The sequence below is a fragment of the Candidatus Thermoplasmatota archaeon genome, assembly GCA_035541015.1.
In the GTDB taxonomy this organism is placed as follows: Archaea; Thermoplasmatota; SW-10-69-26; order JACQPN01; family JAIVGT01; genus DATLFM01.
Genome location: DATLFM010000035.1, coordinates 1 through 15248, shown reverse-complemented (window position 1 = coordinate 15248; position 15248 = coordinate 1). Strand labels below are relative to the sequence as shown.

6 protein-coding genes are annotated in these 15248 nt (G+C 70.7%); all 6 read right to left on the bottom strand.

Annotated elements, in window-relative coordinates; genetic code table 11:
- Positions 1–90: 90 nt before the first annotated feature.
- Positions 91–3714 (bottom strand): Ig-like domain repeat protein, encoded by a 3624-nt coding sequence (locus VM681_03140; GenBank protein HVL86992.1) that lies wholly within the window; start codon positions 3712–3714, stop codon positions 91–93.
- Positions 3711–7217 (bottom strand): cadherin repeat domain-containing protein, encoded by a 3507-nt coding sequence (locus VM681_03135; protein ID HVL86991.1) that lies wholly within the window; start codon positions 7215–7217, stop codon positions 3711–3713. Before VM681_03135 ends, VM681_03140 begins: the two co-directional genes overlap by 4 nt.
- 245 nt (positions 7218–7462) lie before the next feature.
- Positions 7463–9931, bottom strand: coding sequence for an Ig-like domain-containing protein (locus tag VM681_03130; protein ID HVL86990.1), 2469 nt, complete (start codon positions 9929–9931; stop codon positions 7463–7465).
- Positions 9932–10072: 141 nt separating this feature from the next.
- Complete coding sequence (locus tag VM681_03125) at positions 10073–11488, bottom strand: hypothetical protein (protein HVL86989.1); 1416 nt, start codon at positions 11486–11488, stop codon at positions 10073–10075.
- A gap of 200 nt (positions 11489–11688) precedes the next feature.
- Positions 11689–14169, bottom strand: a complete 2481-nt coding sequence (locus VM681_03120) for an Ig-like domain-containing protein (GenBank protein ID HVL86988.1) — start codon at positions 14167–14169, stop codon at positions 11689–11691.
- Positions 14166–15248: hypothetical protein (locus tag VM681_03115; protein ID HVL86987.1), on the bottom strand; the 1083-nt coding region annotated here is incomplete at its 5' end. The genes VM681_03120 and VM681_03115, both read right to left, overlap by 4 nt.

Here is a 15248-nt window from a genome sequence, read left to right as displayed (position 1 = left end):
CTACGGACGACGGGGCGTGCAACGGCCTTTTTCCCGCCCTGTTCTTTATAATACGGTTATGGAACGCTCCTTCCCCGGGCGGACGCGCGCTCATGCGGACCACCTCCGGCGCACCGCGATCGCCAAGGCGCCTGCCGCCGCCAAGGCCTCAAGGCCCGGAAGGGAAAAGCCGCCGATTGCGAACTCCTGGCGCGCCTCGTTGCCGGCCGCGTCCAGGACCACGATCGTCCCCGAGAAGGAAGCCGGCAACGCGGAAGCGTCCGCCACGTAGACGCCGCGCGCGGGTCGGAACGCGAACTCGACCTCGCGGCCTTCGACGAGCGCGACGCCGCGCGCGGCCACGACGCCGGAGAGCGCGTCGGAGAGGTCGGCGACGATCTCGGCACCTTCGCGGCGGACCGACAGGACGCGCGGGGGCGAGCGGTCCACGTGGATCTCGACCGTGGTCGCGTTCTCGTTGCCCCATCCGTCGGTCGCGACCGCCACGAGGCGGTGGCGTCCCTCGGATTCGAGCAGGACGGACTCCTCGTACGGCCGGAAGGGTCCCTCCCCGACGCGCACCTCGACGGAGACGGGCGCCGAAACGTCGTGGGCCTCCACGTCGATGGCCACGGCGGAGCGCCACCACGGCGCGCGGCCGGCCTCGCCGCGCAGGGACACGGAAAGATCCGGCCCCTGGCCGTCCGCAAAGAAGCTCCAGTTGCGATACGCCACGTTCCCGGCCACGTCGGCGACCTGCGCACGTACTTGGATGCGCTCGGCCTGCGCGATGGGCTCGCTGCGGAACGTCACGTTTGGTCCGTCCACCCGAACGGCGAAGCTCTCCCCGGCCTCCTCGCCGTCGAGGCGCACGGAGAAGCTCGCGACGTCGATGCCCGCCGGGGAGGAGGCGGCAAGCTCGATCACGAAGGGGCTGCCGGCGGTCCCAAAGGGCCCCAGGGCGACGAGCGAGGGCGGCGTCGTCGCCACGACGACGCGCACGCGGACCGTGCGCTCGTTGCCCATGCCGTCGGTTACGCGGACGGGAAGGAGGTACGCCCCGTCGGGCACGTGGCCGGCCACGACGCGCGCCGAATAGACCCCGTCGCCGGCCTGGACGTCGTCCGCGCCGTCGTCCCGCAGCGCCAGGGCGACGGCCGAGCGGTCCAACGCGGAGGCGTTGGCGACGACCGAGGCGATTCCGTTGCGGTCGAAGGCCTCGACGCGAAGGAGCACCGCGCGGCCGGGGGCAAGCGCGCGCAGGCCCCCCGCGTACAGCGGATCGAGCGCCACGGCGGTCGTGACCGACGCGTCGACGTCGACGCGGGAGGGAACGACCGTGGCGTTCCGGTTTCCGGCGAGGTCGTGGGCGACAAGCTCGAACGCATACTCGCCTTCCGGCACGCCCGTCGTGTTCCACGCGTGGCTTGCCGAGCCGTCGGCGGCCACGGCAACGGGCGTTTGGAGCATCACGCGATCCAGGGCCCCCACGCGGACGATGCGAAGCGCGAGGCTGGCAAGACCCGCGCCGGAATCGCCGGCGGCAAGCGAGAGGCGGACCGTGGCGCCGGGACGGACCGAGAGCGGCGAGAGGGTGACGCGCTCGATCGTGGGGGCGGCCTGGTCGACGCGCAGGCGGAGGTCTCCCTTGGCCGGGTCGAAGGGTCCGCTCTTGATCTCCTCGTTGCCGGCCGCGTCCGTGGCGATCACGCGGAAGCGGCGGTCGTCCCCGTGGCGAAGGTCGATCAGGCGAAGCGACGTCTGCGAGGTCGCGTGGGGCTCGAGGGCCTGCACACGCCCGCCCTGGGAACCTGCGTCGCGCACGACGAGGATGCGCGGGCGGCCGTGCCCATCGATCGCAAGCGTGAGGTTGGCAAACGCGCCGTCTTCCACGTCGCCGACCGAGAACGTTCCGTCCGCGCGGGTCGTCGCGTAGCGCAGAAGACCCGTGTGTGCCGCGTCCGGGTCGCCCGAGACGACCTCGCGGAACGCGACGTGGGGGCGGTTTTGAGCGTCGATCGCGATGGCGGCGCGAAGGCTCGCCGACGTGTCGCGCTCGACCGTCAGGAGCGTCCAGGCCGTGCCGTTGTGGCGCGCGAGGCGCAAGATCCCGTCGGGCGTGCGGTAGACAAGGTGCGGGCGCCCGTGCGAGTCCACGGCGAGGCTCGCGTTGCCGGAGGTGGCGTCGACGGGCGCGGTCGCCCACCCGCCGGAGGCGTTCCCGACGGCGTGGCGAAGGTCGCCCTTGCGGTAGGCCACGTGCGCCGTGCCGTCGGGCGCCACGGCAAGCGCGCCCGTGAGGTCGCAGCAATCAAGGGTCGAAAGCGTCCACCCGGCGGTTCCCCGGACGGCCACGGTCAGGTTGCCGCTGCTGGTGTTGGTGAAGAGGATCGTGACCGCGCCGTCGACGGAAAGCCGGATGTCGCAACGGGCGCCCTCGTCGGCCACGCGCTCCGTGCGCCAGGCCGTCCCGTTCCATTGGGTGTACTCAAGCCGAGGATCGCCGCCTGCCGCCTCCTCCGTGCGGTGGCACAGGTGGGGGCGCCCCGCCGCGTCCACGGCCAGGCGGGGCGCGCGTGCCAGGCCCTCCACGGGAACGGGCGACGCGACCCACCCGGCGCCGTCGTCGCGCGCGTAGCGGAGACCCTCGGGCCGGGACCAAGCGGCATGCGGGCGTCCGAAGGCGTCGATCGCAAGCGTCGGGAAGCGGCTCGTGTTGCCGGCGTCGAGGGTTTCGTTGCGCCAAAGGGCCCAGGCGAGGCCGGCAAGCGGCGCAGGGTCCTCGCCTTGGAACTCGAAGAGGCGGAAGGTGGCCGACGGCCCGGCTCCGGAGGCGCTCCACGCCAGCACGGCCTCGCTCCCCGTGATCCATTCGGGCGTCGTGAACCGCGAGGAGGGACGCGCGCGGTCGAGCGTCCAGGCCTGCGTGCGCAGCGCCGCGTTGCCGACGGCGTCGGTCGCGTTCACGCGAAGCCGATACTCGCCCTGCGCGAAGGTGGCGTTGATGGAAACGTTCCACGACCCGTCGGCCGCAAGCGTGAGGTTGCGCTCCGCGACCACGGCCCCGCTGGAGACGCTCTCAAGGCGCAGCCGCGCGTCGACCACGCCCGAACCTTGCACGCCCACGCCCGGACTGTCGTGCACGACGCCGGAAACGTTGAGCACGTCGACGTTGACGCTGGCGCCCGGCGGCGGTTGCAGGATGGTGACCGCCGGCGCCGAAACGTCGAGCCCGGAGACGAGCGTTCCCGGCAGGCGCACGGCGGCGGCGTTCTCCTCCGGGTCGAGTGCGTCGTCGCGCGTGAAGACCGACCAGGCGAAGCCGCCTTCGCGCTGCGTGGTTGCCCCGACGGTGAAGTTCTTGTGGCCTCCCGGCGCGATGCGCAGCCCAAAGGGTGCCGTGAACTGGACCGTATCGTTGCGGCCGTCGAACTCCTGCGACCAGACGGTCACCGCCCAGTCGCTTTCCGCGCCCGTGATCTCCAAGGGCGGCAATCCCTGGATGCGAGGGACGGAGATCGTCACGCGGACGATGCCGTGCGTTGAGGAGGCGTTGTTGTGCACGACGAAGGTGTGCGAAAGCGCCGCAGGGTTTCCGGCGAACCAACCGGCGGGCGTGCTCCTTGCGCCCTCGACGTTCGAGAGGCGCGCGTCGGAGGCGTGCGACGCAAGCGCGCAGCCGGCCGCCAGCAGAACAAGCGCGAGGGCGAGGGGGGCGAGGACCACGAGGTTCATCGGGAAAGCTCCTCCTCTTCCTCCTCGCGCAGCCGGCGCCGGCGCGCCCAGACGGCAAGCGCCACGATGGCGACCGCTCCCGCAAGCGCTCCCACGGCAAGCAGCGTCCACAGCGGGTTGCCCACGGACACCTCGAAGGTCTGCGTCCCCACGTTGCCGGCTTCGTCGGTCGCCTCGAGCCGGATTTGGTGGAGGCCTTCGCGCGTGGGCGCGTAGGAGGCGGAGTGCACGCCCGTTCGGCCCTCGGGTTGGAGGACCAGTCGCGCGACCTCGCGGCCGTCCACCGTCACGCGGGCGGTCACCTCGCGCAGCGAGAGGTCCGTGGCGCGGACGGCGATCGCAAACGGCTCGCCGACGGCCGCGCGCGAAGGCCGGCCTCCGGCGGGCGGCTCGAGACGGGGAGCGTCGAAGTCGACGACCACCGTGAAGTTGCGAGGCGCCTCGGCGTTGCCGGCGCCGTCCTCCGCGTAGTAGGAAACCTCGTAGCGGCCGCTTTGGTTGAGATGCAGGAGCTCCAGGGGCGCAAACGCGCTACCGTTCACGGAGACCCACACGGCGCGCACGCCGCTGCGGTCGTCAGAGGCCGTCAGCGGAATCGAAAGCGGGGAGGCGACCGCGCGCGGCGGCGTGGCCAGGCTCGTGCGAGGCGGCTGGTTGTCGATCTGGAACTCGGCGACCTGTCGCGCCGCGTTGCCGGCCTCGTCGACCGCGTCGATCTCGATCGTGCGCCGGCCCGAGGTCCAGGTCAGGGTGTCGACCGTGACAAGCGGCTCCTGGCCGCTGTACAGGACGACGCCGCCGCTTGTCACGGTGAGCCGGGAGAGCGTGAGGTCCTGCGCCTCGACCACGACCGAGCCGCCCGTCCGCACGAAGCCCCCGGAGGCCGGCCGGGTGCGAAGGACCGGCGCGCTCGAGTCGATCGTGAAGGAGCGCACGCCCGTCGCGTTCTCGTTGCCCGCGAGGTCGAAGGCGACGACCCGCCAGTGCCAGATCCCGTCGGGAAGGTCCACCGCGACCTCGGTTGCGCCTCGCACCTCCATCCGGCGGGCGTTTGGCGAGCCCCCCTCGGGGGTCGTGTCGAGCATCACGTGGTAGCCGTCCGTTGCCTCCCGATCGAGGCCGCCCACGTGCGTCCAGGACAGGGTCGGCCGCGCCGTGAGAATGGCGCCGTCGGCGGGCGCGATGAGCTCCGGGCGGCGCGGCGGCGTGTTGTCGACGAACAGTTGCCAGTCGCCCGCGGGGGGGGAGCTTCGGGCGTTGAGGTTCCAGTCGAAAGCGGTCGCCTGGATCTCGTAGCTTCCTTCGGGAAGCGGAAGCGGGCCGCGCCGCTCGAAGACGCTGCCCTCGCCGCGGGAGAGCCGCGTCACGTAGGTGCCGTCGGCGCGCAGCGTCGCGTTTGCGTCGACGGCCACGGAGCGCCGCGTGTGGAGGTCGCGAACGACGATGTCCACGTGATGCACGGCGTCGTCGTCGGAGGCCTCGACCGTGAGGTGGATCGTGCGGGTGGAGCTTGCGGCCAGGCGCTCGACGCCGTCGAGGCGGACGCGCCCGATCGAAGGCGGGTTCGTGTCGACGATCGAGAAAGAGAAGGGCGCGCTCAGGTTGGACGTGCCCGACCCGTCCACGGCGGTCACGCGAAGGGTGAGCTCGCCCGGCGGGAACGGGGCCACGAGCGTGTAGGTGCCGCCCTGGTTTGCGTCGACCGCAAGGGGGCGCATGGGCGCGTCGTCGAGGACGACGATGGGCTCGGGCTCGGAGGGGACGCTTCGCGTGACGGTGGCGCGAACGGCGGCGACGCGGATGTTGTCGAAGACCTCCGCCGAGAGGTTGACGGTCGTGCCGGGCACGTGCGGCTGCGTCCGCGGCGTGACGTTGACGTTGGCGATCTGCGGCGGGACTCCGTCCTGGATGTGGAAGCTTGCCATCTCCGAGAAGGCGCGGAAGCCCGCTCCGTCGACGCCCTCCACGCGGGCGTTCCAGGCGCCCACGAACTCCGTGTGGTTCGGGAACGAGGCGTCAAAGCGCGAGGGCAGGAACGTCGCGTTGAGGAAGGTGAGGTTCGTGGAGAAGTTGAACCAGAAGAGGTCCCCCGTCCGGTTCATGGGGCCCGTTTCCCAGACCGTCCCGTTGTGGAAGGTCCTCGAGACGTTGGCGTAGGCGACAAAGCCGCGGTCGCGCGACACGTCGTCGAACGTGGCGTAGATCGTCACGTTGTTGCCGTCGACGGTCCACGCCTGGCCTGACGGCAGGACCGAGAGGCTCGTGACGCGCGGAGGCGAGAGGTCCGCGAGGAACACGCCGCGCAGCGGCGCGGGCGCAAGCGTGTTGGGCGTGAGGTCCAGGTTTGCGTCGCCCCAGGGCACCCGCAGCTCGGCGTCGATCTCGCCCTCGAAGGCAAGCGTCCGCAGCGCGGTCACGTTCCAGAGCAGCGTGACGTTGCTCCGGCCCGCAACGCGGTCGGTGGTGTCGATCCGCTGGATCGTGAAGCGGTCGCTTAGATCCTCGCTGCCGCCGGCGCCGGCGCGCAGGAGCCGAAGCCGCGGCGCCCCGAGCACGACGTCGGCGTCGCCGGGGTTCTCCAGCCGGACCCAAAGGTCCGTGGCCCGTTGCACGTCCGGAAGCGTGCCGTTGCTGATGGCCTGCCAGGTCGTGTTGGAGGCGTTGTTGGCGGGAAGGCGAAGGACGGCCGGCGAGACGACGTGCAGCGCAAGCGTGCCGTTGAAGGGTCCGGTCGTGGCGTTGCCCTGGAAGGCCGATCCCACGAGGGCGCGCGTGCCGTTGCGGGGGTCGAGCCTGAGGTTGAAGGAGAAGAAGACCGTGTCGTTGGGCGCAATCGCCGCCGCGACGGGGACGGGCGACGTCGTGTTGTCGATGAAGCGGTCGCTCATGCGCACCGTGAGGTTCGCCTGCACCGAGGACAGGGCCACGGACGCGTGGCTCTTCACGGCCAGACGCAGGGTCACCGTCGTGCCGTTGGAGGCCACGAGGTCGCGCGCACCGGCCGGCTCGACGACCAAGAGGGTGGCGGAAAGGACGCGCAGCGAGAGCGGGAGGTCCGACCGGATGCGGTCGAGGGCGGGGCTTTGCGTCTCGATCGTGAGATTGGCCGTTCCGTCCTGGGGGCGCGCGTCGATGTGGGCGACACGAAGCGCAAGCGTGGTCGATTGGCCGCCTGCAAGCCCCGAGCTTCCGACGGGGGCGGAAAACCGCACCCGGTCCGAGCGCGCCGAAACGCTCCAGCCGGAGGGTCCTTGGTGCTCCTGGCCCACCGTGCTGAAGTGGATGCCCGGCGGAGCGAACACCGTCGTCTCGTTGAGGCCAAGCGGCGGCGCACCGCCGTCGTTTTGGACGTTCGTGACGACGACGTGCATCGTCGCGGCCTGGTTCACGAGGAATTCCATGGCGGTCACGTTCGAAACGGCGGGGGCGTGCCCGGCCTGCGCCGAGCCGACGATCAGAAGGACGAGCAGCGCGAGGGCTGCCAACGCAACGAGAAGGAACACGCCAACGTGTCCTCGGAAGGGTTCTGTGCCTTCGACCGCTTCCCCCACGGGGAACTCAACTCCCACCCTGTCAGCCCGCTTCGACCGAGTTCCTCCCAACTCCGTCGGAGCCGCCCCAGGCTCCGTCTGTTCGCTATTAAAAGTTTTGACCATCCGAGGCACAGGGCGCAGGCAATGGAAAGTATATAAAGGCGACCGAGCGCCGCTCTCACGAGAAAACCTTAAATACCACATTCAAAAGCGAGTTATCGGTGGAAGCGACGGCGAGAAAGGGCGCCGACGAGCGCCAGCAGGGCCGCGGCCACGGTCGCCTCCATGGCCGGCAGAGGGTTGCCGGCGGGCGGGGGGACGTCGCGGGCGCGGCCGCCCGTCGTGACGATGCGCAGCGTTGCGGTCGCCACGTTTCCGGCTCCGTCCACCGCTTCGGACTGGATCACGTGCTCGCCAGGCGGGACCTCGCGGGGATCGAGAGACGCCACGTACGGGGCGGCCGTGGCGTTGCCAAGCGACAGGCCGTCGACGCGGAAGCGCACGACCACGACGCCCGAGAGTGCGTCTTCGACCTCGGCAACGACGTTGGCCGTGCTCGCAAGCGTGCTCCCTTCGGCGGGTTGCGAGATTCGCAGCAAGGGAGGCGAGCGGTCGATCGTGACGGACGCGGTCGCCGATTGCGGCGCCGCCTCGGCGTTGCCTGCGCGGTCGAAGGCGGTCGAGCGGAACTCCCACAGACGTCCGTCCTCGGCCGCCAGGCGGTGCACGCCCTCGGCGCGCCGGAAGCTCTCGAGCAGCCGCCACTCCCCCGGGAGCTGCTCGCGCGCGTCCATGTCCCGGCCCCACAGCTCGATGCGGTCCACGCCTGAACCGGGGTCCGAGGCGGCGACCTCCACCGCAAGCTCGCTTGCGTTCACGTGGGCGGGAAGCGGCAGGACACGGGACACCGGCGGGACCGAATCGACCCGGAAGGAGACGTTGCGCTCGGCCTCTTGGTTCCCGGCCGCGTCGACGCCGGCGTAGACAAGCACGAACTGGCCTTCGAGCGGGAAGGCGTGTCGCAGGGCAAGCTCGGAAAGCGTGTGCGTGCGCGGCGCAAGCTGCGTGGCAAAGGTGCGGATGCCGTTGCGATAGAGCGACACGGCCACGCCGGCGTAGCCGCTTGCCGCCTCGCCGGGATCGTCGCCGGTCCAGGTGAGCTGAAGGGCGCCGCGGTGCCATTCCTGCGGCGCAAGCGACGGCTCGAGCGAGAAGGCGGTCGCCGGCGGCGTGACGTCAACGTGGAACGTCCACGATGCGCGGGCGACGTTGCCTGCCGCGTCGGCGAAGGTGACCTCGATCTCGTGCGGGCCCTCGGAAAGATCGGCGGCGCGCGCAAGGATGCGGTTGCCCACGACCGTGGCCGGCTGCGGCACGCGCACCCCGTCGACGCGCACGTCCACGGACGACGCCGGGACGCCTCCCACCTCGACGAACGTGACCTCGATCGCAGGATCGGTGACGTTGACAAAGGTGCCGGGCGCCGGGAGCGTGTCCACCACGGCGGGGGGCGTGGTGTCGACGACGGGCTGGTCCCGCGCCCGGTCGAGGAAATACGCGTCGATCCCGCCGGCGGGCCGCCGGAACGTCCACGCGAGGTGCGAGCGCCCGCCTTCGTCGACGGCCTGGTCGAGGAAGCCCACGCCCGTCGGATGGTCGCTGTAGGCAAGCTGCTGCGCGACCCAGCCGTTGCCGCGTGGCTCCGCGAGCATGGCGGCCGAGCCGTTCGTGCGGAGGACAAACGCCAGCCGAGGCACCGTGCCCGAGACGCCAAGGCTCGGATACGAGGTCGCTCCGAAAGCGCCTTCCACCACCCGAGGCTCGGTCCACTCGCCGTTCTCGTGCGTGAGATAAAAGATGGAACCGAGGGAGACGGACTGCGTGAACGCCATGTGCACCTTTCCGTCGGAACCGGTGGCCAGGGACGACCACGTCGCCGGTCCGCGGTGCGGATTCGAGATCTCGGCCGGCGGCTGCCAGCCTGTTGCCGTGCGGATCGAGGCTTCGACCCGAGCGGCCGACTCGGGCCCTCGGATCGGCGCAGGCTCGTTCGACCGCAGGACGGGTTGGTGCGTCCACGCCGCCACGGGCCGTCCCTGCGCGTCCAGCGTGAGCGCCGGTTCGATCAAGGCCTGGCCCCGCGGGCCTGCGACGCGCTCGGCGGGAAGCCAGCGGCTTCCGTCGTAGCGCGCGTACGAGACGTTGTTGCGATGCGTCCAGAGCACGTGCGCCTGGGGCCCGTCCACCCGAAACGCCGGGCGGTCCTGGTTCGAAAGACCCAACGCGTGGTGCGCCGACCAGTTGCGGCCGTCGGCGGAGATCGCGTGCCAAAGCTCGTACGTTCGCGGCGCGGTCTCCTCGAGCCAGACGGCGTGGATCGTGGCGCCCGAAAGGGCAAGGACGGGAAGCGACGAGTTCGTGGGCGAGCGCGTGAGGTTTCGCAGCGCGCTCCATCCCGAGCCGTCGTTCACGCGGTAGAGGACGTCGCGCGCGGGGAACGTGAGGAGGTCGGACCAGGCGACCACGCTGCGGTGCTCGTTTCCGGCCACGGCGACGCCGCCGGTCACCGAGCCGCGGTTGACGAGGTTGAAGGCGGAAGGGTCCAACGAATCGGAGGCGGCCGGGGGAAGCGTCGCCATGGCGAGGAAGATCGCGGCGAGGAAAACCGTCCGGACGCGCGTCATGCCAGGGCGTCCAAGGCAAGCGACCTACTTGGGGGTTGCGGTCGATCGTGCAAACGCTGGGCGTGACGGAGCGGGAATAAAAAAAAAAGGAAGGGGCAAGGCCCGCGCGGGGCCTTGCCTCCGGACGGTTTCGGTCGTTTCCTAGGCGCCGCAGCGTCCGTCGACGCCGTTCAGCTCCTCGGTGGCCGCATCGTAGGCGAGCGGGTTTGCGAGCTCGGCCGCGTGCGACAGCGAGGCGTCCTGGAACCACAGCCAGGTGTAGTCGCTGATGAGCCGCACGCCGGCGCCGGCGGGCACCGTGTCGCCCTCGACGATGTTGGCGCACACGAGGTACAGACCGGGCGAGGCGTTGGCGTCCTCGAGCACGGTGGCGCGAAGACCGCTCCAGCTGGTCCACGAGGAGCCGGGGAAGTGGCGGAAGTTCTGGTTGCCGCCGCAGCCCTTGGCGAAGTCCTCGTCCCAGCAGAACGCGCTCGTGATGTCGACCGTCTCGGTGGTCTGGACCACGTTGTCGAGCTCGCAGGAGCCCGTGCCGTCGTACGAGGCGCCGTTGCAGAGCACGAAGTCGTATCCGCTCAGGCGGATCAGCGTGATGCTGCTCTCGTACGTCTCGAAGACGGCTTCCATCACGGCCAGGCACTCGGGGTCGGGGTGCGTGCCGGGCGTTCCGACGGGGCGGCCCTCGGAGCCGGACACGACGCCGGGGTCCGTGACGTCGCACTCGTAGTCAGGGTCGTTCGCCAGGGCGTCCTCGCTGGGCACGAACAGGTCGTACAGGGCGCAGACGTCCGGGTCGTTGGGGTCGGCCGCCGGGACGCAGACTTCGACCTGCGTGGGCTTGGATCCGACCGCAACCGTGACCGAGAGCTCGGCGACGCCGTTTACGGTCCAGGCGCCCGTGCGGTTCTCGGCCGGGTACGCCGTGTACTGGTAGTCGAAGGGCCGCTCACCGATGTTGCCCCACTCGAAGCCGCCGGTGGCCATGCTGTAGCGGTCCACCCACTGGTCTTCGACGTAGATGCTGTACTTGTCGCAGCAGCCGCCCTCTTCCATGGGGCGCTCGTCGGCCTCACGGACGCGGCCGTTGCGGGGCTGGCCAAGGTTGCCGTTGCCCGTGCGGCGGTCGGGGGTCGGGCAGTCGGGACCCATGTCGATGTCGGCGTTGCCGCCGAAGTTGTCCGAGCCCTCGTCGTGGACCTGCAGCCAGCCCGTGCGGAAGAAGAACGCCGTCGGGCGCACTGCGCCAAGGACGATCAGGCAGTTCCAGGCGGCGCGGCAGTCGGCCTCGCCGGGCTGGGCGGGCTTGTTGCAGTCCTCCTGGACGCGGTTGCGACAGTCGGGCGGAGCGTTCTCGCCACACTGGGGCTTGTAGTTGGCGTCCCCGTGCATGTCGGTCCAGGTGCGGTCGTAGTAGCCCGTGCCAAAGTCGCCCTGGCGGTGCTCTACCTGCGAGGCGGGGTTGAAGTAGAACAACCCCACCGTCAGTCGGTCGTCGTTGAACTCGCCGTCGTAGATGTCGGCGGTGGCCGGGGGAACGGCCATAATCAGAGCGGTCAAAAAGACCGCGCCCATCGTCAATTGTGCCTTCATTCAAACAAACCTCCCGATAACCTCCCGTTACGGGCACGCCCGCACCTTCGTTCGGATTCTTAAAGCCTTTCGCGGCAGCGTATTCGCCAAACGGTCGGATCGTCGGCGGAGGAGCTTCTCGACAGACGATCTCCTGAGGAAGCCATATGAGTGAGCATGCTGGCGGATCAGGGCTGCCCGATTTTCCGCCGGAGGACCGTGGCGACAAGGACCAGGCCGCCCACGGCGACGAGGACGTCGAAGCCTGGAAGGAAACTCCCGCCCGGAGGCGTCGTCGCGTTGTCCCGTGGGCGCCCTCCCACCGTCGTCAGCCGGAACGCCACGGAGCCCACGTTTCCAGCCGCGTCCAGCGCTTCCACCGTCACGACGTGGTCACCCGCGGGAACCTCGCGCGGGTCGATGGCCGCCACGTAGGGGGGCGAGGTCGCGTTGGCAAACGCGTTCCCGTCGAGGAGGAAGCGCACGCGCGTCACGCCGGAAACGGCGTCGCTTGCGTCGACGATCACGCTCGTCGTGGTCGAGATGGTGCTTCCGTCCCCCGGCTGCATCACGCGCACGGAGGGTGCCGTCCGATCGACGACGAGGGAGGCCCTGGCCGCAGGCGGCGCGGATTCCGCGTTGCCGGCGCGGTCCCGCGCGACCGTGTAGAACTCCCACAGCCGTCCGTCGGGGGACGCGAGCCGGTGCGCGCCTTCGGCCGACGCAAAGGCCTGCAGGAGCCGCCAGTCGCTGGGAAGTTGCGCCCGCGCGTCCATGTCGCGCCCCCAAAGCTCGAGGCGCTCGATGCCCGCGCCCTGGTCGGTGGCCGACACCTCGACGGCGAGCTCGGCGGCGTTCGAGACGGCGGGGAGCGGCAGCACGCGCGAGGTGGGCGCGATGGAGTCGACCTGGAAGGTGACGTTGCGGGGCGCCTCGGCGTTGCCGGCCGCGTCGGTGCCCGCGTAGAGGAGCACGAAATGGCCCTCGAGCGGGAAGGCGAAACGCGAGGCCAGCTGCGAGAGCGCGTGCGTCCCGGGCGCAAGCTGGGAGGCAAACGCGCGTTGCCCGTTGCGGTAGAGCGTGGTGGCCACGCCCGCGTATCCGCTTGCGCCTTCGCCCGGATCGAGGCCCTGCCAGGTGAGCTGCACGCCGCCCCGGTGCCACTGGCCGGCGGACAGCGGGGGTTCGAGGACAAGGTTGGTGGAAGGCGGCGTCACGTCCACGTGGAACGTCCACGTCCGCTCGATGCGGTTGCCGGAGAAGTCGGCGAACGAGAAGTCCACCGTGTGGGGCCCCTCCGCAAGGCCGCGGACCTCGGCGGCGACGCGACCATCCTGGACGGTTGCGTTCGTAACCGGCACGTCGTCGACAAGCAGCCGGAGGGAGGAGGCGTCCATGGTGCCGATCTTGAGGTAGAGGACCTCGATGCGCACCGTCGAGGAATTCAAGAACGAGCCGGGCGAAGGGCGCACGTCGGCGATCGTAGGCGGTGAGGTGTCGACCACAAGAGCATCGTGGGCGCGTTCGTAGTAGAAGACGTCGACGGAGCGGTTGGGCGGCTGGTAGGTCCAGACGACGCGCGAGTGGCCCTGCGCGTCGCGGATGTGGTCGATGAAACCCACGCCCAGCGGGTTGTCGCTGTAGGCGAGCGTCTCGGACACCCACGAGTTCCCCCGCTCCTCGGCGAGCACGGCGGCCGATCCGTTCGTGCGGTGGACAAAGGCGATGCGGACGGTTCCTCCCCCCACGGCGATGCGCGGGTACGTGCCGCTCCCGTGCGTGCCTTCGATGACGTGGGGAACCGTCCACTGGTCGGTCTCGCGAACCGCCCACAGGACGACGCCCCGGGTGAGCACCTGGTGGAAGGCCACGTACAGGGTGCCGTTGTTGGCGCGCCACAGCGACGGGTCCGTGGCGGAGCCGCGCTGCGGGTTCGACAGCAGGAAAGGCGTTTCCCAACCGGTGGCCAATCGCACGGCCGTCTCCACGCGCGCGGCCTCCTCCGGGGTTTCGACGGGCTCCGAGGAGCGCACGACGGGCTTCCACGTCCAAGCGACCAAGGGTCGCTGCTCCCGATCGAGCGCGAGGGCCACCGACAAGAACGCTCCTTCCCGCGGCGAGCCCGAGGCCGGCTCCGGAGGGAACCAGCGCGCTCCGTTCCACCGCGCGTACCACACGCGGTCGCCGGCGGCCCACACCGCGTGGAGGCTCTCCTCGGGCCCGGCCACGAGGGCCGGCCGCAGGATCACGCCCTCGCCAAGCACGGTCGGGGCCGTCCAGTTCTCGCCGTCTCGCGTGTGCGCGGTGCGAACCTCGGGCAGGCGCGCGCTCGACACGTCCTCGATCCAGAGGGCGTGCAAGGCGCCCGCCGAGAATGCAAGCGCTGGCAGCCACGAGTTTGTCGCCGTCGCCGTGAGGTTGCGCGCGCGGCCCCAGGGACCGTCGTCGACGCGGATCCGGTAGTGCACGTCCCACGCGCGGAAGGAGGCGTTCTCGTTCCAGGCGACGACCGTCCAGCTCGCGTTGGCCGCGACGGCCGGACCGCCCACGGTGAGCACGCGGTTGGAGGCGTTCACGACGCCCGACGCAAGGAAATCCGAATCCGCGGGCGGGACCCAAGGCGTGACGAGGACGAGGAGGACCGTCGCCGCAAGTGCCGCGCGCCTCACGCCGCCCGCCTCCTCCACGCGGCCACGACGGCGACGGCGCCCAGCGCCGCGGCCACGACAACAAGCGGCAAGAGGTTTGGCGGCTCGGGGGGCGCGGTCCTTGTCTCCATCGTGGAGAAAATGTCGTTCAGGTCGCGCGCCACGACGTAGCGACCCCAGCGCGAGAAGAGGTCGCCCGCGCTCTGCGAGAGCGTCGACGGCGGCGCGCCCTGGAGGAATTCGAGTGCAAAGCGCATGTGGTTGTACGCCTCGAGGGCAACGAGGCCGGCCGCCCCCAAGCCGCGTGCCGCGTCGACGTGGTCGTCGGTGAGGTTGGCGGCCAGGCGGCGGGCGTAGCCGGCGAGCGTCTCGCCGGAGCTCTCGTAGCGCGACTCGACGAGCTCGCGGATGTACTGCTGGTGAAGATCCAGGGTGTGGGAAAGCGACAGCGCGCCGGAGCCGTTGCCAAGCGCGAGGCTCTGACGTGTCCAATTGCCCGACGTGTCCCAGCCCGGCGGTCGCACGGCGGCGGCAAGGAGCGCGCCGGGCGCGACGCGGACGACGGCGGACGACTCCACGGCCTCGGTGAGATTGAGGACGCCGTCGGCAAACGTCGCGCGCCCGAAGGCAAGATGCGCCAGGCGAAGCGCTTCGCGCGCCCTCGCGTCCGTCGGAGCGTCCGACAGGTAACCTTCCCGCGCCCACGCGACCACGGCGTAGTTCGCGTGCATGCCGTAATGCGAGGCGTAGAGGACGTACTCGAGGGCGGCCAGGCCCGTGAGACGGGATTCGAGTGCAAGCAAGCGTGCGTGGAGGGCGTCCAGGCGGTCGTGCGTCGCCTCGGCCACCGCGCGCGCCCGCTCGAGCATCGCCCGCGGCGCAAGCGCGCCCTCGGACGCCCGCAATCGCACGGTCTCGGCGTACGCAATCCCGTTCCACGCGTGCTCGGCGGCAAGCGCGGCGTAGCCGGCGGAAAGGATCTCCTGCGATTCGTTCGCGTGGGCGCGCACCTGCGAGGCCTGGGGAAGCGCGCGGCGCTCGGCGTCGTCGGCAGCGCGGACGAGCTCCCCGACCGAGGAGGACGCCAGGACGGAAAGGGC